Here is an 18,363-nt window from a genome sequence, read left to right as displayed (position 1 = left end):
GGGGGCGCGAGAGCCCGGGGTGTACGGGGATACGGGGATACGGGGGTACGGGGCTTCCGGCGTTCCAGGGGTGCCGGGGTTGCCGGGCGCCCGGGCGCCCGGGCGCCTGGGCACCCGGGCGCCTGGCGCCGTCAGCCGTCCCCGTCGAAGCGGGCGAGTGTGCCGAGGACGTCGTCCAGCCAGGCGAGCATCATCCGTTCGTACGCGATGCCGCCGCGCAGCACCGCGTGCTGGAGCTCCCGTTCGGCCTCGCCGACGGTGGCGGCGCGCGCCTCGGGCCCGGTGAAGTCGCGCTCCTCGCCCGCGAGGTACCGGGCGAGGCGCTCCTCGTGGGCGGCGCGGTGCCGCCGGACCTCGGTGACGAGGGCGGCCGGGTCGTCGAAGGCGGCGCCGCGGATCTTGACCGCCAGGTCGTGCCGGACGCTCTCGGGTTCGATGGGCTCGTGGAGCCAGGAGGAGAGCGCGGCGCGGCCGAGGTCGGCGACGGAGTACTCCCGCTTGTCTGGGCGGCCCTGCTGCGGCACGTCCCGGGCGGCGACCCAGCCGTCGTTCTCCATGCGCTTGAGGACGCGGTAGATCTGCTGGTGGGTGGCGGTCCAGAAGTAGCCGATGGACCGCTCGAAGCGCCGGGCCAGCTCGTAGCCGGAGCCCGGCTTCTCCAGCAGGGAGACGAGGATCGCGTGTTCGAGCGCCATGCCCCGGATCTTGCTATGCAACTGAGTGCATAGCAAGCGGCCCGGCCTCCGATGAGACACGGCTCACGGCCGCCGACAGGCGGCGAGGCATGGGCGAGGTGTCCGGCGAGGTCGGGACGGGGCGTGCGGGGCAGATCGGGACGGGGCGGGGCACGTCGGTGCGGGGGCGGGGGCCGGCGGGCGGAACCGGCCCCCTGGCGCGTCAGCCGAGGACGACGGGCTCGCCCGTCAGCTCCACACCGGCCTCGCGCATCTCACCGAGGGCGCGGGCGGTGGTGTCGTGGGCGACGCCCGAGGTGTAGTCGAGCAGGACGCGCACGTCGAATCCGGCCCGTACGCCGCCCAGGGCGGTGGCCTTCACGCAGTGGTCGGTGGCGATGCCGACCACGTCGACGGCGTCGACGCCGTGCTCGCGCAGCCAGTCGGCGAGCGGCGCGCCGTCGGCGGTCGCTCCCTCGAAGCCGCTCTTCGAGGCGGAGTGGGCGCCCTTGAAGAAGACCTCGTGGACGGCGCCGGAGGTCACGACGGGCTCGAAGTCCGGGTGGAACTCACAGCCCTCGGTGCCGGCGACGGCGTGCTCGGGGAAGGAGTTCTCGAAGTCGGGCTCGTCGGAGAAGTGGTCCCCGGGGTCAATGTGGTGGTCCCGGGTGGCGACCACCCGTACGTAGGACTCACCGGCCCGGTCCTTGACGAACTCCGCGATGGCGCGGGCCTGTTCGGCACCGCCCTTCACGGGGACCTTCCCTCCTTCGCAGAAATCCCGCTGCACGTCGACGACGATGAGCGCGCGGCCCGTCATCTCTCCTCCTCTGTTCTCGTGTGTGCTCGACTGGCTTCGGTACGGGGGTGCTGCGGCTCAGCCGCCGAGCAGGTCCAGCAGCTCGACGTCCTCGAGGTCGATGTCCGGCACGTCCACGTCGTGGCTGAGCGTGGCGGCGGATGCCTCCGCCCGCGCCGGGGCGGCCTGCGCGGTGCCGGCGACGGCGGCGAGGGCCCCGCCCGCGAGGGCGAGAGCGGTGAGGGAACGCACGGTGAGGTTCATGACCGGTAAACGATTTTTGTACCTATTCGGTCACGACTCTCGGTGAACGATCTGCAGGAGATTTCCGCAGGTGTCGTCGAGCACGGCGATCGTCACCGGCCCCATCTCCATCGGCTCGCGGGTGAACCGCACCCCGAGCCCGCGCAGCCGCTCGTACGCGGCCGGCACGTCGTCGACGGCGAAGGCGGCGGCCGGGATGCCGTCCTCCACGAGCGCCTTCTTGTACGGCCCGACGGCCCGGTGCGCGTCGGGCTCCAGGAGCAGTTCGGTGCCCTCGGGGTCCTCGGGCGAGACGACGGTCAGCCAGCGGTAGGCGCCGAGCGGCACGTCCTCCTTCTTCACGAAGCCCAGCACCTCCGTGTAGAAGCGCAGGGCCTTGTCCTGGTCGTCGACGAAGACGCTGGTCAGATGGATCCGCATGGGTGCTCTCCGGTCGTGTCGGGGGTGTGTAGGTGGGACACCTGTCTATCAAGCGGACGGGCCGGACGCCTCGGACGCGCCCGGCGCGGGCGCCAGGGCGGAATGGGGGCGGAGATCGCCACCGCATCCTGAACCCGGCCGGGATTCCCGGGTGTTCGGGCCGTAAGCTCGTCACGTCGTCTCACCTCGGGGGCCGCCCGCCATGAGCACTGTCCGCGGAACCGTCCGCAGAACCGTTCCAGCCACCTCCATCGCAGCCACAGTCGCCGCCGCCGCGTCGGCCGCGCTGCTCCTGACGGCGTGCGGCCCGTCCGAGAGCGCCGGTCCGACCGCCGCGTCGGCGCCGCCGGAAACCCCCGCGACGACCGCCGCCCCGGCGCCGAAGCCCAGGCCGACGACCGCGCCGCCGGAGCTTCCGGCCGATCCGGACGTGGGCGTCTACCCGTGCGGCACGTACGACCTGACGTTCACGGCGAGCCTGGCCGAGAGGACGACCGGCAGCTATCTGCTGAAGATCACCAACAGGTCCGGGAAGCCGTGCCGGGTGCTCGGTCATCCGCTCGTGGCCTTCGGCCCGCTCTTCGGACCGGCGATCCTGCGGGGCACCGCGCCCTCCCCCGAGGAGTCCCTTCGGCTGGACCCGGGCGGCTCCGCGTACGCGGGGCTCCTGGGCGGCCCGCGCACCGGGAAGGGGGGCGCGACGGTCGACTCGGTCGCCATGACCATGGACACCGAGTCCGGCCTGGCGCAGAAGCCGCCGAAGGAGCAGAAGCCGCTGACGGCGTCGACTCCGGGCCTGCGCGTCTCCCCCGGCAAGACCGCGGTGACGCCCTGGACGGACGACGCCGAGGACGCCCTCACCCTCTAGGCCCGGCGGGCCCGGCGGCCTCAGCGCACGCCCCGGGTGCGGTACTGGACGCTGATCCGGGGGCCGACGGCGCGGCTCGTCTTGGGGACCGCGTGCTCCCAGGTGCGCTGGCAGGAGCCGCCCATCACGACCAGGTCGCCGTGGCCGAGCGGCAGCCGCAGCGCCGTGGGCCCGCCGCCGCGCGGGCGCAGGGCAAGGTCCCGGGGGTCGCCGAGGGAGAGGATCGCGACCATCGTGTCCCGGGTCGCGGAGCGGCCGGTGCGGTCGCCGTGCCAGGCGACGCTGTCGCGCCCGTCGCGGTAGAGGCAGAGCCCGGCGGTGGCGAAGGGCTCGCCGAGCTCGGGCGCGTAGTGGGCGCCGAGCCGGTCGCGGGCGTCGACGAGGGCGGGGTGCGGGAGCGGGGCGCCCTCGCGGTAGTACGCGAGCAGCCGGGGCACGGCGACGACGCTGTCGTACATGGCCCGCTCCTCGGCCTGCCAGGGCACCCGGCCCGCGAGCTCCTCGAACAGTGCGTCGGCGCCGTGCAGCCAGCCCGGCAGGTGGTCGATCCAGGCGCCGGCCCCGAGCACGGTCCGCCGCAGGCCGTCCAGCGGGCCGAGGCCGATGTCGTCGGTCTGGTCGAAGAGGGATCCCTGGAGGCCGGTCATGGGTCAAGGGTAGACCAGTAACCGAACAAACGAGCGAATCGCACGCGGGCCGTCAGGCGGTCAGGTGGCGGTAGGCGCCCGGGTGCGCCGCCAGGAAGTCCGCGAAGGGCTGCGGCGGGCGCCCGGTCAGGGTGCGGACCGCGTCCGAGACGGTGTCCATCTCGCCGGTCGCCACCGCCTCGTACGAGCTGACCCAGCCCTCGACCTCCCAGTCGGGCGCGCCGTAACCGGCCCGGGAGGCGAACGCCTCCTCGCGGGTCTCCGGCACGTAGGAGACGGGGCGGCCCGCGGCCCGGCCGAGGGCCTCGGCGATCTCGGCGAAGGAGAGGGCCTCCGGGCCGGTCATGTCGTAGGTCGCGCCGTCGTGGGCGCCGTCGGCGAGCAGGACGGCGGCGGCCGAGGCGGCGACGTCGTCGTGGGTGACGGCGGCGACCCGGCCGTCGCCCGCCGGGCCGCGCAGGATCCCGTCGGCCCCGGTCATGGCCGCCAGGTCGGACTGGTAGGAGCTGTCGCGCAGGAAGGTGTACGGCACGCCGGTGGAGCGGATGTGCTGTTCGGTGTACCAGTGGTCGCGGGCGTACGTGAAGGTGGCGTGCGGCGCGGCGGAGAGGTACGACAGGTAGACCACCCGGCGCACCCCGGCGGCGAGGGCCGCGTCCACCGCCGTGGTGTGGGTCCTGACCCGGCCGGGCCCCTCGTGGGCGGAGACGAGGAAGAGGGCGCCCGCCCCGTCGAGCGCGGCGCGCATCGCGGCCGCGTCCTCGTAGGAGGCCGTGCGGGTGTCGGCGGCGGGCAGGGCGGCGAGCTTCCCCGGGTCCCGGCCGAGCGCCCGCACGGGGGCGCCCGCCTCGGCGAGCCGCCGGACCACGCGCCCGCCGATCCGCCCGGTCGCTCCGGTGACCGCGATCAGTTCCGTCATGTCCTCGTGCCCTTCCGCCGTGCCGGTCGCTGTCGTACGGGTGCCCCGGCGCGGATCGCCCCGCGCCGGTCTCCCCCATTCGACCCCGGCCCGGGCCCCCGCGCACCCCTCGGGGCCTCGGGGCCCTCCCGTACGCCCCCCGTTTACGCCCGCCCGGCCGTCATGTCCATCAGCCGGGCGAGGACCCGGCCCCCGGAGGCGCTCACGCCGTCGTGCTCCCACTCGTTGGTGACCCAGGCGCGGGCGGCGCCGATCGCGCGGACCGTGGCCAGCGAGATGCCCGCGTCCACGTACATGTCGTCGTGGTAGACGACGGCGGCCAGCGGGACCTCGTTGGCGGCGAGCCGGGCGGGGTCGTAGAGCGGGGCCCAGTCGGTGCGCCGGGCGAGCAGTTCGGCCGCTCCGGCGAACGGGCGCAGTCCGGCGATCTCCTCGAACATCCAGGGGTGGATGGACTCGCCGGTGAGCAGCAGCGGTTCGGCGTCCTCGGCGAACTCGGGGAGGGCGGCGAGGGCCCGTTCGGCGGCCCAGGCGGTCGGTCCGGCGCCCTGGGCGTAGATGGACTCGTGCAGCACGGCGAAGAGCGGGTTGTCGGTGAAGCCGGTGAGGGCCTCGACCTGGTGGAGGAAGGTGTCGGTCAGGCCGCCGCCCTCGGCGGTGTCCTCGACGGCCTCGTCGAGGAGCCAGTGGAGGCGCTCGTAGCCGTCGCCCATGCCGAGGGCGAGCCCGAGGCTGCGCAGCCGGCAGGTGGTGAGCCGGTCGCCGCCGGGCAGCCGGACGTCCTCGGCGGCGAGCTTCGCGGCGATCGCGCGGAGCCGGGCGGCGTCGCCGGGGTAGCGGGCGTACAGGCCGAGGACGCGGTCGCGCACGCGCGGGGAGGTGTGGGCGTAGACGTCGTCGGCGGTGGCGGTGAGGCCGGGCAGCCCGCCGGTGACGTGGCAGCGCCGCAGGCCCTCGGGCGCGTACGAGAGGTAGCTGAGGGTGACGAAGCCGCCGTAGCTCTGGCCGAGGGTGTCCCAGGGGGTGTCGCCGCAGAGCCGGCGGCGGATGAGTTCGGCGTCGCGGACGATCGCGTCGGCGCGGAAGTGGGCGAGGTGCGCGGCGAGCCGTTCGGGGCTGCCGAAGCGGGCGGCGGTACGGGCCGTGACCGGGGTGGAGCGGCCGGTCCCGCGCTGGTCGAGCAGGAGCACCCGGTGGGTCCGCAGCGCCTGGTCGAGCCAGCCGGGCGAACCGTGCACGGGGCGGGGGGACTTGCCACCGGGGCCGCCCTGGAGGTAGAGCAGCCAGGGCAGCGGCTCGGCGGCGCGGGCGGGGTCGACGACCTCGCGGGCGAAGACCCGCAGGGTGGGGCCGGCGGGGTCGTCGTGGTCGAGCGGGACCTCGAAGACGTGGTCGGTGGTCGCGTACGCGGGGTGCATGGCTTCCTTCGGGGCGGGGCGGGGACGCGGCGGGCGGGACGGGGCGGGGCGTGCGGCCCGGTCGGCGGGCGGGACGCGGCGGGCGCGGGCGGGGCAGGCTCGGCGGGACGGGGCGAGGCGGCGCGACCGGGACGGCGCGGGGCGGGGCGGCGCGGCGGGAGCGCGGCCCGCTCAGCGGGCGGGGGCGAGGGTGTAGGTGCGGGAGGAGGTGTAGAAGTCCACGGCGGCGGTGCCCTGTTCGCGCGGGCCGAAGCTGGACGCCTTGGAGCCGCCGAAGGGGAGGTGGAAGTCGACGCCGGTGGAAGGGGCGTTGATCCGGACCATGCCGGTGTCGAGCTGGTCGAGGCCGTGCAGGGCGGTGTCGAGGTCGGCGGTGTGCACGGAGGTGACGAGGCCGTAGCGGGCGGAGTTGCTCAGGCGTACGGCGTGGTCGAGGTCGTGCGCGGTGAGCAGGGCGGCGACGGGGCCGAAGACCTCCTCGCGGAGCAGCCGGTGGCCGGGGGCGGCCTTCTCGACCAGGGTGGGGGCGGCGTACCAGCCGGGGCGCTCGGGCACGTCGCCGCCGGCGAGGACGGGCAGGTCGCGCCAGGCGGTGGTGACCTCGGTGCGGGCGCGCTCGTCGATGAGCGGGCCGCAGACGGTGGCGGGGTCGGCGGGGTCGCCGACGGGGACGGCGCGCAGGGCCTCGGCGAGGGCTTCGCGGAGCGGGCCGAGGGCGGTGCCGACGGCGATGACCCGGCTGGTGGCGGTGCACTTCTGGCCCGCGTAGCCGGCGATGGCGGCGGCGATGTGGGCGGCGGCGCGCTCGATGTCGGCGTCGGGGAGCACGATGGCGGCGTTGAGGCCGCCCATCTCGGCCTGGACCGGGATGCCTCGGGCGGTGGCGCTGCGCACGACGGAGCGGCCGACGGCGGAGGAGCCGGTGAAGGAGACGACGTCGGCGGCGGAGACGAGGGCGCCGCCCTCGGTGGCGCCGCCGGGGACGACGGTGAACACCCCGGCGGGCAGGGCCCGTTCGACGAGTTCGGCGAGCCGCTGGGCGCAGGCGGTGGCCTGGGGGGCGGGCTTGAGGACGACGGCGTTGCCGGCGGCGAGGGCGGGGGCGGCCTTCCAGGTGGGGATGGCGAAGGGGAAGTTCCAGGGGGTGACGAGTCCGGCGACGCCATGCGGGCGGCGGCGGGTGAGCAGCAGGCCGGGGCCGGCGGCGGTCTCGTGGACGGCGCCGGTGGGCGCGTAGGGGGCCTGCGCGTAGTAGCGCCAGATGGCGACGGTGCGGGCGACCTCGGCGCGGGCCTCGGCGAGCGGCTTGCCGACCTCGCGGACGGCGAGCGCGGCGAGTTCGGCGGCGGCGGCCTCGACGGTGTCGGCGACGGCGCCGAGGGCGGCGGAGCGGGCGGCGGCACCGGCGGCGGCCCAGGCGGTCTGGGCGGTGCGGGCGCGCTCGACGGCGTCGGCGGCGGCGAAGGCGCCGGGGGCGGTGAGCCGGACGAGGACGTCGGCGGGGTCGGCCGGGTTGCTGGAGACGAGGGTCACGGGGCGAGCCTTCCGGGCGGGGCGAGGGTGTGGGCTGCGCGGGTTCAGGACGTTCAAGGGCTTGCGCAGTACAATTTCACATTACTATGTTACGGGTCACATTCCAGCCGTCGCGTGGTCCCGGCGGCTGTCCGAACCTCCCCACCCGGAGTGACCCCTGATGGACAAGCACACCCGAAACGCCCTCGCCGCCGCCGTCCTGGCGGCCCTCACCCTCGGTGCGACCGGCTGCTCCGGCACCGGCGGAGGCGGCACGGCCGGGAGCGGCGGACACCGCGGCGCCAACCCCGCGACCGGCACGAACGGGCAGGTCATCGGGGGCACCCCGGTCAAGGGCGGCACCCTCACCGTGCTGTCCAACCAGGACTTCACGCACCTCGACCCGGCCCGCAACTGGGTCATGCCCGACATGGACTTCGGCACCCGGCTGCTCTACCGGACCCTCGTCACGTACCAGGCGGCGCCCGGCGCCCGGGGCAGCGAGCTGGTCCCCGACCTCGCCGAGGACCTCGGCACCCCGTCCAACGGCGCCAAGACCTGGACCTTCCGCCTCAAGCCCGGCCTGAAGTACGAGGACGGCACCCCGATCACCGCGCAGGACATCAAGCACAACGTCGAGCGCTCCTTCTCCCCCGACCTGCCCGGCGGCCCCGACTACGCCGCCCGCTACCTCGTCGGCGGCAAGGACTACCGGGGCCCGGCCGAGGGCAGGCACCTGGACTCGGTGAAGACCCCGGACACCCGCACGATCGTCTTCGAACTCCACAAGCCCTTCGCCGAGTTCCCCTTCGCCGCCACCCTGCCGACCTTCGCACCGGTGCCCGAGGCCCAGGACAAGGGCCCCCAGTACGACAACCGCCCGTTCTCCTCCGGCCCGTACAAGGTGGAGAGCTACGCCCGCGACAAGCAGCTCGTGCTGGTCCGCAACACCCACTGGGACCCGAAGAGCGACACCGTCCGCAAGGCGTACCCGGACCGGATCGTCGTCACCATGGGCCTCAAGGGCAACCAGATCGACGACCGGCTGATCGCCTCCTCCGGCCCCGACGCCTCCGCCGTCTCCTGGGCGCAGCTGCGCCCCGAGTCCATCTCCAAGGTGCTCACCAAGGCCGAGGTGAAGTCCCGGCTGCTCGCCGAGTCCAGCAGCTGCACCGAGATGGTCCAGATGCACACCGGGCGCGCCCCCTTCGACGACGTGAAGGTCCGCCAGGCCGTGCAGTACGCCCTCGACCGGGAGGCCATCGTCACCGCCGCCGGCGGCCCGGCCGTCGTCGACGCCTCCACCGCCGTCATGCCCGGCGCCCTGTTCACCGGCGGCAAGCAGCCCGACACCCTGAAGATCCCGCTCTCCGGCGACGTGGCGAAGGCCAAGCAGCTCCTCAAGGAGGCCGGCAAGCCCGACGGCTTCTCCACCCGTCTCACCGTCAACATCAACGACAAGCGGATCGGCGAGGCCGTCCAGGAGTCCCTGGGCCGGGCCGGCATCAAGGTGACCATCGAGACGGTCGACCCGTCGGCCTTCTACGACACCATCGGCGACACCAGGAACCGCACCGACCTCGTCTACACCGGCTGGTGTCCCGACTACCCCTCCGGCTCCACCTTCCTCCCCTTCGTCTTCGACGGGCGCTTCATCAAGGAGAAGGGCAACTCCGGCAACCACTCGCTCTTCAAGGACGAGGCCACCATGAAGCGGATGGACGAGATCGCCGCCCTGGCCGACGGCGCCCAGGCCAACAAGGCGTGGCAGGAGCTCGACGGGCAGATCCTCGCCAAGGCCCCGGTCGCCCCCGGCGCCTCCAAGCGCCGCACCCTGCTCATCGGCACCAACGTCGCCGGCGCCTTCGGCCACACCTCCTGGAGCGGCCAGCTCGACTACGCGACCGTCGGTCTCAAGGACCCGGCGAAGAGCGCGAACTGAAGGACGCCCCTGCCATGACGCTCACCACCAAGCCCCCGGCACCGGCCGGGGGCGACGGGGCCTGGCGCACGGTCCGCGCGGAACTGCGCCGCCGCCCCTCGCTCAAGGTCTCCCTCGCCGTCGTCGCCCTCTTCGCCCTGATGACCGTCGCCGCGCCGCTCATCGGCTCGCTCGGCGGCTGGGGCCCCGAGGAGTTCGACAAGTCCGCCGTCGACCCCTACCTCGGCGGCCAGCCGATCGGACCGCTCGGCGGGGTCTCCGCCGAGCACTGGCTCGGCGTCGAGCCCATCACCGGCCGCGACCTGTACGCCCGGGTCGTGCACGGCGCCCAGGTGTCCCTGCTCATCGCCTTCGCCGCCACCGCGATCGTCGTGGTGGCGGGCACCGCCGCCGGGATCGCGGCCGGCTACTTCGGCGGCCGCACCGACACCGTGCTCTCCCGCCTGATGGACCTCACCATGTCCTTCCCCTCCCTCATCTTCATGATCGCGATGATGTCGGTGGCCCGGGACGTCAACCGCACCCTCCTGATGATCCTGGTCATCGGCCTCTTCGGCTGGCCCGGCGTGGCCCGGGTGGTGCGCGGCCAGACCCTCTCGCTCAAGCACCGCGAGTACGTCGACGCGGCCCGCGTCGGCGGCTCCGGCCCCTGGCGGATCCTCGGCCGCGACATCCTCCCGGGGGTCGCGGGGCCCGTCATCGCGTACACCACGCTGATGATCCCCGGCATGATCGCCACCGAGGCGGACCTCAGCTACCTCGGCGTCGGCGTCCGCCCGCCGACCCCGTCCTGGGGGCAGATGATCGCGGAGAGCGTCGCCTACTACGACACCGACCCGATGTACTTCCTCGTCCCCAGCGTCTGCCTCTTCCTCACCGTGCTCGCGTTCACCCTGCTCGGCGACGCGCTGCGCGACATCCTCGACCCCCGAGGGGGCCGCTCGTGATCCTCTACCTCGGCCGCCGGCTGCTCGGGGTGGCGGGCGTGCTGCTCGCCATCGCCGCCGTCACCTTCGTCATCTTCTACGTGCTCCCCTCCGACCCGGCGGCGGCGGCCTGCGGCAAGTCGTGCAGCGACGAGCGCCTGGAGGCGATCCGCGCCCACATGGGCCTGGACGCCCCGCTGTGGCGCCAGTTCGCCGACTTCGTCACCGGCATCTTCACCGGCCGCACCATGGGCACCGGCCGCTACGCGCTGCGCTGCGAGTTCCCCTGCCTCGGCTACTCCTACGAGAACAGCGAGGCCGTCTGGGACCTGCTCGTCGACCGGCTGCCGGTCTCCGCCTCGCTCGCCTTCGGCGCCGCCGCCCTCTGGCTGCTCCTCGGGCTCTCCGCCGGGGTCACCGCCGCGCTCCGCAAGGACACCCTCACCGACCGGGCCCTGATGGTCGGCGCGGTCGCCGCCGCCTCCCTGCCGGTGTACTTCACCTCCGTGCTGCTCATCTACGGCTTCATCCGGCTCACCGGACTGCTGCCCTACCCGCAGTACGTGCCCCTCACCGGCGACCCGCTGTCCTGGGCCTCCAACCTGCTGCTGCCCTGGCTGGCGCTGGCCGTGCTCTACGCGGCCATGTACGCCCGGCAGAGCCGCGGCTCGATGATCGAGTCGATGGCGGAGCCGTACATCCGCACCGCCCGCGCCAAGGGCCTGCCGCGCCGCACCGTCGTCGTCAAGCACGGGCTGCGGGCGGGCATGACCCCGGTCCTCACCCTCTTCGGCATGGACCTCGGCGGGCTCCTCGCCGGGGCCGTCATCACCGAGTCCCTCTTCGGACTCCCCGGCATCGGACGCCTCTTCTACGGCGCCCTCACCACCGGCGACCAGCCCGTCATCCTCGGCGTCACGCTGCTCGCCGCCACCTTCATCGTCGTCGCCAACCTGTGCGTCGACCTGCTCTACGCCGTCGTCGACCCCCGAGTGAGGTACTGATGGGCGCACCGGAACCCCTGCTGCGGGTCAGCGGCCTCACCGTCACCTTCCCGACCCCGCGCGGCCCCGTCCGCGCCGTGGACTCCCTCTCCTTCGAGGTGCCGCACGGGCGGACCCTCGGCATCGTCGGCGAGTCCGGCTCCGGCAAGTCGGTGACCTCGCTCGCCGTCATGGGCCTGCACACCGGCGCCGAGGTGACCGGCTCCGTCGCGCTCGACGGGCGCGAGCTGGTCGGGCTGCCGGACCGGGACCTCAACCGGCTGCGCGGCCGGCGGATGGCGATGATCTTCCAGGACCCGCTGTCCAGCCTGCACCCGTACTACACGGTCGGCGAGCAGATCGCCGAGCACCACCGGGTGCACTTCGGCTCCCGGCGGGCCACCGCCCGCGCGCGGGCCGTGGAGGCGCTCGCCGAGGTCGGCATCCCGGAGCCGAGGCGCCGGGCGGGCGAGTACCCGCACCAGTTCTCCGGCGGGATGCGCCAGCGGGTGATGATCGCGATGGCGCTGGTCTGCGAACCGGACCTGCTCATCGCCGACGAGCCGACCACCGCGCTCGACGTGACCGTGCAGGCGCAGATCCTCGACCTGCTGGTCCGGCTCCAGCGCGAGCGGCGGCTCTCCGTCGTCATGATCACCCACGATCTGGGCGTGGTCGCCCGGGTCGCCCACGAGGTGCTCGTGATGTACGGCGGGCGGGCGGCCGAACAGGCCCCGGTGGACGCCCTGTTCGCCGCGCCCGCGCACCCGTACACCCGCGGGCTGCTCGACTCGCTGCCCCGGCTCGACGACCCCGACGACGCCCCGCTGCGGGCGATCCCCGGCACCCCGCCCTCGCTGCTCGACCCGGCGCCCGGCTGCGCCTTCGCGCCGCGCTGCGCGCGGGCCGCCGCCGGGACCGACGAGGAGCGGGCGCGCTGCGCGGGCGAACGCCCCGGGCTCGGCGGACCCTCGGGGCACGTGGCCGCCTGCCACTTCCCGTCGTTCCCGGCGCCGTCCGCGGCGCCCTCCCCGTACGAAAGGGCCGGCTCATGACCCGCTCCCCCGCGGCCCCGCCGCATCCGGCGCCCGCGCCCGACGAGGACTCCGCCGCCGAGGCGCCGCTGCTGCGGGTCCGCGAGCTGACGATGACCTTCCCGGGGCGGCGCCGCTCGGCGCCGGTGCGCGCCGTCGACGGGGTCGGCTTCGACCTGGCGGCGGGCGAGACCCTGGGCCTGGTCGGCGAGTCCGGCTGCGGCAAGTCGACCACCGGCCGCATGATCGTGCGGCTCCTGGAGCCGACCTCGGGCTCCGTGACGTACGGCGGCCGGGACGTCACGCATCTGTCGCAGCGGGCGCTGAAGCCGCTGCGGCGGGAGATCCAGATGGTCTTCCAGGACCCGCACTCCTCGCTGAACCCGCGCCAGTCGGTGGCCCGGATCATCGCCGACCCGCTGCTGGTGCAGGGCGCCTCGGCGGCGGACGCGCTGGCGCGGGCCCGGGAGCTGATGGAGCTGGTGGGGCTGATCCCGGAGCACGCGGACCGCTTCCCGCACGAGTTCTCCGGCGGGCAGGCGCAGCGCATCGGGATCGCCCGCGCGCTGGCGACCGGGCCGCGGCTGGTCGTGGCGGACGAGCCGGTGTCGGCGCTGGACGTGTCGGTGCAGGCGCAGATCGTCAACCTGATGGAGCGGCTCCAGAAGGAGCTGGGGCTCGCGTACCTCTTCATCGCCCACGACCTGTCGGTGGTGAAGCGGGTCTGCGACCGGGTCGCCGTGATGTACCTGGGGCGGATCGTGGAGATCGGCGCGAAGGAGCGGGTGTACGGGGCGCCCGCGCACCCCTACACCCGGGCGCTGCTGTCGGCGGTGCCGCTGCCGGATCCGGCGGCCGAGCGGGCCCGGGAGCGGATCACGCTGCTGGGCGACCCGCCGAGCCCGGCCGCGCCGCCGCCGGGCTGCACCTTCCATCCGCGCTGCCCGAAGGCGCGGGCGGTCTGCCGGACGGAGGCCCCGCCGCTGCGGAGCCTGGCCGTGGGCGAGCCGAGGGAGGTGGCCTGCCACTTCCCGGAGACGGAGGCGTAGGGCGCGCCCCGGCCCGGCTCGCCCCGGCGGGCTCAGCTGTGGTCGGGGCAGCGGTAGACGGGGACGAAGCTGTCGCCCCAGGCCGTCATGACGAACTTCTCGATCGGGGACTCGCCCGCCTCGCAGGGCGGGAAGCCGAAGCGGGTGGTGCTGCCGAGGTCCTGCCCCGTCGCCTGGTCGTAGCCGTTGTGGCGGCGCCGCCAGGTCGCCCCGCACCGCCCGCGCATCAGGTGAGGCGTCCCGTTGGGGTCGCGGGTGGTGTCCTGGCTGTACCCGATGTACTCGATGCTCATCTGTCCCGGTCCTTGGCTCGTGAGTCGCCTTCAAGCCTCGGGGACCGGGCGGGACCGCTCAAGGGACTTAGGTCGCTCCCGGGCGCGACCAAGCTCCCGACTTGCGCCGGACCCAAGTCCGCCCGGGCGGTGGCTCAGTTGGTGGCGGGGCGCAGCCGGTCGACGGGGTTGCTCTCGACGTACGCGCCGACGGAGTCGTCCCGGTACGCCTTCCACAGGGCCGCCGCGCGGGTGGTGTCGAGGTGCACGACCGACTGGCCCCCCACCATGCCGGTGCCCTTGACGGGGGCGTTCATGAAGGTCATGTCGCCGGCCCGGACGTCGCGCATGTTCCAGACCAGTTCGCGCAGTTGGCCGTCGCCGAAGCGCTCGTCGACGCTGACGGTGGCGGTGAAGATGTCGAGGGTCTTCTTGAGCTGGAGCGGGTCCTTGAGGGAGGCGGAGCTCATGACCTTCTCCAGGACCGTGCGCAGGTAGTTCTGCTGCCGGTGGGTGCGGTCGAAGTCGCCGTTGGGCAGGTCCTTGCGCTCGCCGACGTAGTCGAGGGCCTGCTCGCCGTTCATGTGCCGGCGCTCGCCGTCGGACATCAGGATGTCCACGCCGCCGACGGCGTCGGTGAGCTTGCGGAAGCCGTTCCAGTCGATGACGGCGAAGTGGTCCACCCGTACGTCGGTGAGGCGCTGCACGGTGTCGATGAGGAGCGGCGGGCCGCCCCAGGAGAAGGCCGCGTTGAGCTTGGCCCGGCCCCGGCCGGGGATGTCGACCCAGGAGTCGCGGGGCAGCGAGACGACGTACGCGGCGGAGTGGTCGGCCGGGATGTGCACGAGCATCATGGCGTCGCTGCGCTGGTCCCCGTACTTCCAGAGCGAGCCCTTGGCGTCGCTGCCGGTGGTGGGGACGTCCGAGCGGGAGTCGAGCCCCATCAGCAGGAAGTTCTGGCCACCCTTGGAGGCGGCGGGCACCGGGGCGTTCGTGGGGAAGGTCTGCGGGATCCGCTGGACCCGGCCCGTGTAGTGCTCGTAGGCCCAGTAGCCGACGCCGGAGGTGAGCAGGACCGCCGCCACCAGCAGGGTGAGGGCGGTCAGCAGCACCGTACGGGCCCGGGGCCGCCGCCTCCCGCGTCGTACGGGTATGCCGTCCTCGGCCTCTGCTTCCCCGCTCATCCGGTACGGCTCCCCCTCCGCTGGACACGCCGACTCGCCCCGTCCGGGGCGTACTTCAGGCCACCAAGGATGCCGAAGATCGGCGGGAACCGCGAGGAGTCGACGGAAGCCGGTGTCGCGCCCGGCTTCCGCCGTGGGTCAGGAGCCGCCGCGGCGGACCCGGGCGGCCTTGCGGGCCTCGGCGGCGCGCTTGGCGTCGGCGGTCTTGCGGTCGGCGTTCTTGCCTCGGCCGGGGCGGCCCGGGACGGTGCCCCGGCCGCGGAACTCGGCGCCGCGCCGGTCGCGGCCGGCGGTCGTGTCGGGGGCCCCGGCGGCGGCCTTCGCGCCGGTGATCCGGAGCAGCTCGGGCGAGCCGGGGCGGACGTCGGCGGTGCGGGCGCGGACACCGGCCTCGGCGAGCAGCTTGGCGAGGTCGCGGCGCTGGTCGGGCAGGGCGAGGGTGACGACGTCGCCGGAGGCCCCGGCGCGCGCGGTGCGGCCCGCGCGGTGGAGGTAGTCCTTGGGGTCGGTGGGCGGGTCCACGTTGACGACGAGGTCGAGGTCGTCGACGTGCAGGCCGCGGGCGGCGACGTTGGTCGCGACGAGGACGGTGACGGCGCCGGTCCTGAAGCGCTCCAGGGTGGCCGTGCGCTGCGGCTGGGACTTGTCGCCGTGCAGGGCGGCGGCCTTCAGCCCGGCGGCGACGAGCTGCCGGGTGAAGCGGTCGACGGACGCCTTGGTGTGGAGGAACATCAGCACCCGGCCCTCGCGGCCCGCGATCTCCCCGGCGACGGCGAACTTGTCGCCGCCGTGGACGCGCAGCACGTGGTGCTCGGCCGTGCCCGCGGAGCCGTCGGCCGGGTCGGCGGAGTGGACCGCCGGGTCCTTGAGGTAGCGGTCGACCAGGGTCTCGACGTCCTGGTCGAGGGTGGCCGAGAAGAGCATCCGCTGGCCGCCGGCCGGCACCTGGTCGAGGAGTTCCGTCACCTGCGGAAGGAATCCGAGGTCGGCCATCTGGTCGGCCTCGTCGAGGACGGTGACGGCCACCTGGTCGAGCCGGCAGTCGCGGCGCTCGACGAGGTCCTTGAGGCGTCCGGGGGTGGCGACGAGGACCTCGGCCCCGGCCCGCAGCTCCCCGGCCTGGCGGCCCGCCTGGAGCCCGCCGACGACGGTCGCGAGCCGCAGATCCAGGGCGCGCGCGTAGGGCGTCAGCGCCTCGGTGACCTGCTGGGCGAGCTCGCGGGTGGGGACGAGCACGAGGGCGAGCGGCTTCTTGGCGGCGGCGCGGCGGCCCGCGGTGCGGGCGAGCAGGGCGAGCCCGAAGGCGAGCGTCTTGCCCGAGCCGGTGCGCCCGCGGCCGAGCACGTCACGGCCCGCGAGGGCGCTGGGCAGGGCGGCGGCCTGGATCGGGAAGGGGGCGGTGACACCCTGGGCGGCGAGGGTCTCCAGGACCGCCTCGGGCAGCTCCATGGCGTCGAAGCCCGCCGCGGCCGGGAGCGACGGGGTGCCGCCGAGGTCGTCGAGGCCGGTGGGGTCTCCCGTACGGGCCGAGCGGTTCATGGGGTGCGCCTTCTTCGGTCGGATGTCCGTCAAGCAAATCACGACGGCGAGGAGGCGGCCGAATCCACGCCCCGGGGCGGGTGCCCGGGGTGGCCCCGGGGCGTGGGTGACGCTCGGTGACCGGGCGGTGGGGCGCCCGGTCGGGCGGTGGGGCGCCGGTCGGGCCGCCGTCAGCCGGTGACGGTGATCTGCTGGGCCGGGTCGGTGGTGTCGGTGAGCTGGTAGGTGGCGCTGAACGTGGCCGACTGGTTGCCGGTCGGGCACAGGAAGCCGCCGGTGCCGGTCGCGGCGACGGGCGCGCCCGCGATGGCGAGGGCGGAGGGGGCGCCGTTGGTCCAGGTGCCGTTGACGGCGGTGGGCCCGGCGGGCGAGGCGGTGAGGGTGCAGCTGGCGAGGCCGCTGGTCTTGATCACGACGCCGCCCTTGGGAATGGTGAAGCCGCCGGTGGCGGGGGTGCCGTTCTGGACGGAGAGGGTCCAGGCGCCGTTGGCGGCGTTGCTGGTGATGGTGGCGTTCACGCCGAGGATGCTGGTGGAGCAGCCGCTGAAGGTCGGGGGGTTGATCGGGACGGTGACGGCACCGGCGGCGTTGTGGTTGGCCGGGGCGGCGGGGACCGCGTTGTTGGCCCCGCCGGTGGGTGTGGAGGCGGAGACCGTGCAGGTCATGGTGGTGGACCCGGCGACGAAGGTGGCCTTGCCGGAGAGCTTGGCGGCGAAGGAGTGCCCGGCCGGGAGCAGGGTGGTGGAGGCGGCCTGGGTGACGGTGGCGCCGAAGGACAGGGCCGTGGCGGCGGCGAGGCCGGTCAGGGAGACGAGCAGCTTGGACATGGGGGATCTCCTCGGTGTTCGACGGTGGGGTGCGAGGAGGTGCGGTCATCGCGGTGTGGTGGGGGGACGCGCAAAAGCGACTTGAGAGTAGAACCGGCCAGTAGGGGTCTCCAAGCAGGTTTCCCGCCACTACTGACAGACCGTCAAGAACGTTGACCCGTCTCGGTACTTGACACCCCCACCGGGCGAGGCGGGCTGGTGCGGCGGCGGGCCGCCCGAGCAGACTGGCCGCATGGAGACGATGGTGAGGACCGACGGCGGCGAACTCTGGGCGGACGACACGGGCGGGCCGGGCGGCGCGGTCGCGGCGGGCCCGCCGCTGGTCCTGGTCCATCCGGGGGTCGGCGACTCGACGATCTGGGACCCGGTGCTGCCCGCGCTCGCCGCGCGGCACCGGGTGATCCGCTACGACGCCCGGGGTTACGGGCGCTCGCCCGCGCCCACCGTGCCGTACCTCCCGGTCGCGGACCTCGCGGCGGTGCTGGACCACTTCGGCCTGGAGCGCGCGGTGCTGGTGGGCTCCAGCATGGGCGGGGCCGCCTCGCTCGGGCTCGCCCTGGACCAGCCCGAGCGGGTCGCGGGCCTCGCGCTGTTCGTGCCGGGGGTCACGGGCTACCCGGCGCTGGAGGAGGCGAGCTTCTACGCGGAGCTGGAGCGCTTCGGGCGGGCCGGGGACCTGGAGGGCATCGTGCGGCTCGGCCTCGACACCTGGGGCGGGGCGGGCGGCGGCACCCCCGAGACGGACCCGGTGGCCGCCGCGCAGCTGCGGGGCGTCCTTCCGGCCTGGTTCGCGAACGTCGGGCACCAGCGGACCGACGCCCCGGCCTTCGACCGGCTCGGCGAGATCACCGCGCCGACCCTGCTGGCGCTGGGCGAGCTCGACCAGCCCGTGGTCGTGCGGTGCAACGAGGAGATGGCCTCCCGGATCCCCGGCTGCCGCCTCGTCCGGCTGGCCGGCTGCGACCACTACCCGACCCTGCGGCAGCCGGAGACCGTCGCGCGGCTGGTCGAGGAGCTGTACGCCGGGGCGGTGTGAGCCGGGGGCGTGGACCGAAGGAGCACGGGCCGGAGGGGGCGTGAGCCGGA

Annotated in this window: 19 protein-coding genes; 7 read left to right on the top strand and 12 right to left on the bottom strand. The window is 74.5% G+C overall.

The annotated features are described in order from the left end of the window. Window positions 1-131: 131 nt before the first annotated feature. The 4 genes from AB0C99_RS06325 to AB0C99_RS06310 form a co-directional block, all read right to left on the bottom strand. A complete protein-coding gene (locus AB0C99_RS06325; RefSeq protein ID WP_362470100.1) occupies window positions 132-695 on the bottom strand; it encodes a PadR family transcriptional regulator in 564 nt (187 codons plus the stop codon). Between the two features lie 202 nt (window positions 696-897). Further along, window positions 898-1,494 carry an isochorismatase family protein gene (locus AB0C99_RS06320; protein ID WP_362470098.1) on the bottom strand — a complete coding sequence of 199 codons (597 nt, stop codon included), beginning with the start codon at window positions 1,492-1,494 and terminating at the stop codon, window positions 898-900. Window positions 1,495-1,551: 57 nt separating this feature from the next. Next, entirely contained in the window at window positions 1,552-1,737 is a 186-nt protein-coding gene (locus tag AB0C99_RS06315; protein WP_362470095.1) for a hypothetical protein, read from the bottom strand. A gap of 30 nt (window positions 1,738-1,767) precedes the next feature. Continuing rightward, a complete protein-coding gene (locus AB0C99_RS06310) occupies window positions 1,768-2,157 on the bottom strand; it encodes a VOC family protein (RefSeq protein WP_362470092.1) in 390 nt (129 codons plus the stop codon). Window positions 2,158-2,359: 202 nt separating this feature from the next. On the opposite strand from AB0C99_RS06310, the gene AB0C99_RS06305 reads away from it, so the two are divergent. Further along, window positions 2,360-3,025 carry a DUF4232 domain-containing protein gene (locus tag AB0C99_RS06305; protein WP_362470089.1) on the top strand — a complete coding sequence of 222 codons (666 nt, stop codon included), beginning with the start codon at window positions 2,360-2,362 and terminating at the stop codon, window positions 3,023-3,025. Window positions 3,026-3,045: 20 nt separating this feature from the next. Here the strand turns inward: AB0C99_RS06305 and AB0C99_RS06300 are convergent, their stop codons facing one another. The 4 genes from AB0C99_RS06300 to AB0C99_RS06285 all read right to left on the bottom strand — a co-directional run bounded on the left by AB0C99_RS06300 (window position 3,046) and on the right by AB0C99_RS06285 (window position 7,542). After that, window positions 3,046-3,672 (bottom strand): alpha-ketoglutarate-dependent dioxygenase AlkB, encoded by a 627-nt coding sequence (locus AB0C99_RS06300; protein ID WP_362470086.1) that lies wholly within the window; start codon window positions 3,670-3,672, stop codon window positions 3,046-3,048. Between the two features lie 52 nt (window positions 3,673-3,724). Continuing rightward, on the bottom strand, window positions 3,725-4,591 hold the full coding sequence (locus tag AB0C99_RS06295) for an SDR family oxidoreductase (RefSeq protein WP_362470083.1): 867 nt from the start codon (window positions 4,589-4,591) through the stop codon (window positions 3,725-3,727). 143 nt (window positions 4,592-4,734) lie between these two features. Further along, window positions 4,735-6,009, bottom strand: coding sequence for an alpha/beta fold hydrolase (locus tag AB0C99_RS06290; protein WP_362470080.1), 1,275 nt, complete (start codon window positions 6,007-6,009; stop codon window positions 4,735-4,737). A gap of 171 nt (window positions 6,010-6,180) precedes the next feature. Then, window positions 6,181-7,542 carry an aldehyde dehydrogenase family protein gene (locus AB0C99_RS06285; RefSeq protein WP_362470077.1) on the bottom strand — a complete coding sequence of 454 codons (1,362 nt, stop codon included), beginning with the start codon at window positions 7,540-7,542 and terminating at the stop codon, window positions 6,181-6,183. 160 nt (window positions 7,543-7,702) lie between these two features. On the opposite strand from AB0C99_RS06285, the gene AB0C99_RS06280 reads away from it, so the two are divergent. The 5 genes from AB0C99_RS06280 (at window position 7,703) to AB0C99_RS06260 (ending at window position 13,455) form a co-directional block, all read left to right on the top strand. Continuing rightward, entirely contained in the window at window positions 7,703-9,463 is a 1,761-nt protein-coding gene (locus tag AB0C99_RS06280) for an ABC transporter substrate-binding protein (protein WP_362470074.1), read from the top strand. 14 nt (window positions 9,464-9,477) lie between these two features. Further along, on the top strand, window positions 9,478-10,410 hold the full coding sequence (locus tag AB0C99_RS06275) for an ABC transporter permease (protein WP_362470071.1): 933 nt from the start codon (window positions 9,478-9,480) through the stop codon (window positions 10,408-10,410). Continuing rightward, window positions 10,407-11,393 carry an ABC transporter permease gene (locus tag AB0C99_RS06270; RefSeq protein WP_362470068.1) on the top strand — a complete coding sequence of 329 codons (987 nt, stop codon included), beginning with the start codon at window positions 10,407-10,409 and terminating at the stop codon, window positions 11,391-11,393. Before AB0C99_RS06275 ends, AB0C99_RS06270 begins: the two co-directional genes overlap by 4 nt. Then, window positions 11,393-12,427 (top strand): ABC transporter ATP-binding protein, encoded by a 1,035-nt coding sequence (locus AB0C99_RS06265; RefSeq protein ID WP_362470065.1) that lies wholly within the window; start codon window positions 11,393-11,395, stop codon window positions 12,425-12,427. Before AB0C99_RS06270 ends, AB0C99_RS06265 begins: the two co-directional genes overlap by 1 nt. Window positions 12,428-12,519: 92 nt before the next feature. Beyond that, a complete protein-coding gene (locus tag AB0C99_RS06260) occupies window positions 12,520-13,455 on the top strand; it encodes an oligopeptide/dipeptide ABC transporter ATP-binding protein (protein ID WP_362470263.1) in 936 nt (311 codons plus the stop codon). A gap of 32 nt (window positions 13,456-13,487) precedes the next feature. Here AB0C99_RS06260 and AB0C99_RS06255 read toward each other — a convergent pair whose 3' ends face one another. From AB0C99_RS06255 to AB0C99_RS06240, 4 genes are all read right to left on the bottom strand, one after another. Further along, entirely contained in the window at window positions 13,488-13,748 is a 261-nt protein-coding gene (locus AB0C99_RS06255; protein ID WP_362470063.1) for a hypothetical protein, read from the bottom strand. A gap of 134 nt (window positions 13,749-13,882) precedes the next feature. Beyond that, on the bottom strand, window positions 13,883-14,911 hold the full coding sequence (locus AB0C99_RS06250) for an LCP family protein (protein ID WP_362470060.1): 1,029 nt from the start codon (window positions 14,909-14,911) through the stop codon (window positions 13,883-13,885). A gap of 138 nt (window positions 14,912-15,049) precedes the next feature. Next, window positions 15,050-16,450: a DEAD/DEAH box helicase gene (locus AB0C99_RS06245; protein WP_362470057.1), complete on the bottom strand. Its 1,401-nt coding sequence runs from the start codon at window positions 16,448-16,450 to the stop codon at window positions 15,050-15,052. 170 nt (window positions 16,451-16,620) lie between these two features. After that, a complete protein-coding gene (locus tag AB0C99_RS06240) occupies window positions 16,621-17,277 on the bottom strand; it encodes a hypothetical protein (protein WP_362470054.1) in 657 nt (218 codons plus the stop codon). 232 nt (window positions 17,278-17,509) lie between these two features. Here AB0C99_RS06240 and AB0C99_RS06235 point away from each other — a divergent pair, with 232 nt between their 5' ends. Beyond that, window positions 17,510-18,313 carry an alpha/beta fold hydrolase gene (locus AB0C99_RS06235; RefSeq protein WP_362470051.1) on the top strand — a complete coding sequence of 268 codons (804 nt, stop codon included), beginning with the start codon at window positions 17,510-17,512 and terminating at the stop codon, window positions 18,311-18,313. Window positions 18,314-18,363 lie beyond the last annotated feature (50 nt).

The organism is Streptomyces sp. NPDC048659, from assembly GCF_040650575.1.
Classification (GTDB): domain Bacteria; phylum Actinomycetota; class Actinomycetes; order Streptomycetales; family Streptomycetaceae; genus Streptomyces.
The sequence above is the reverse complement of the archived record's forward strand: the minus strand, read 5'-3'. Positions and strand labels throughout refer to the sequence as shown.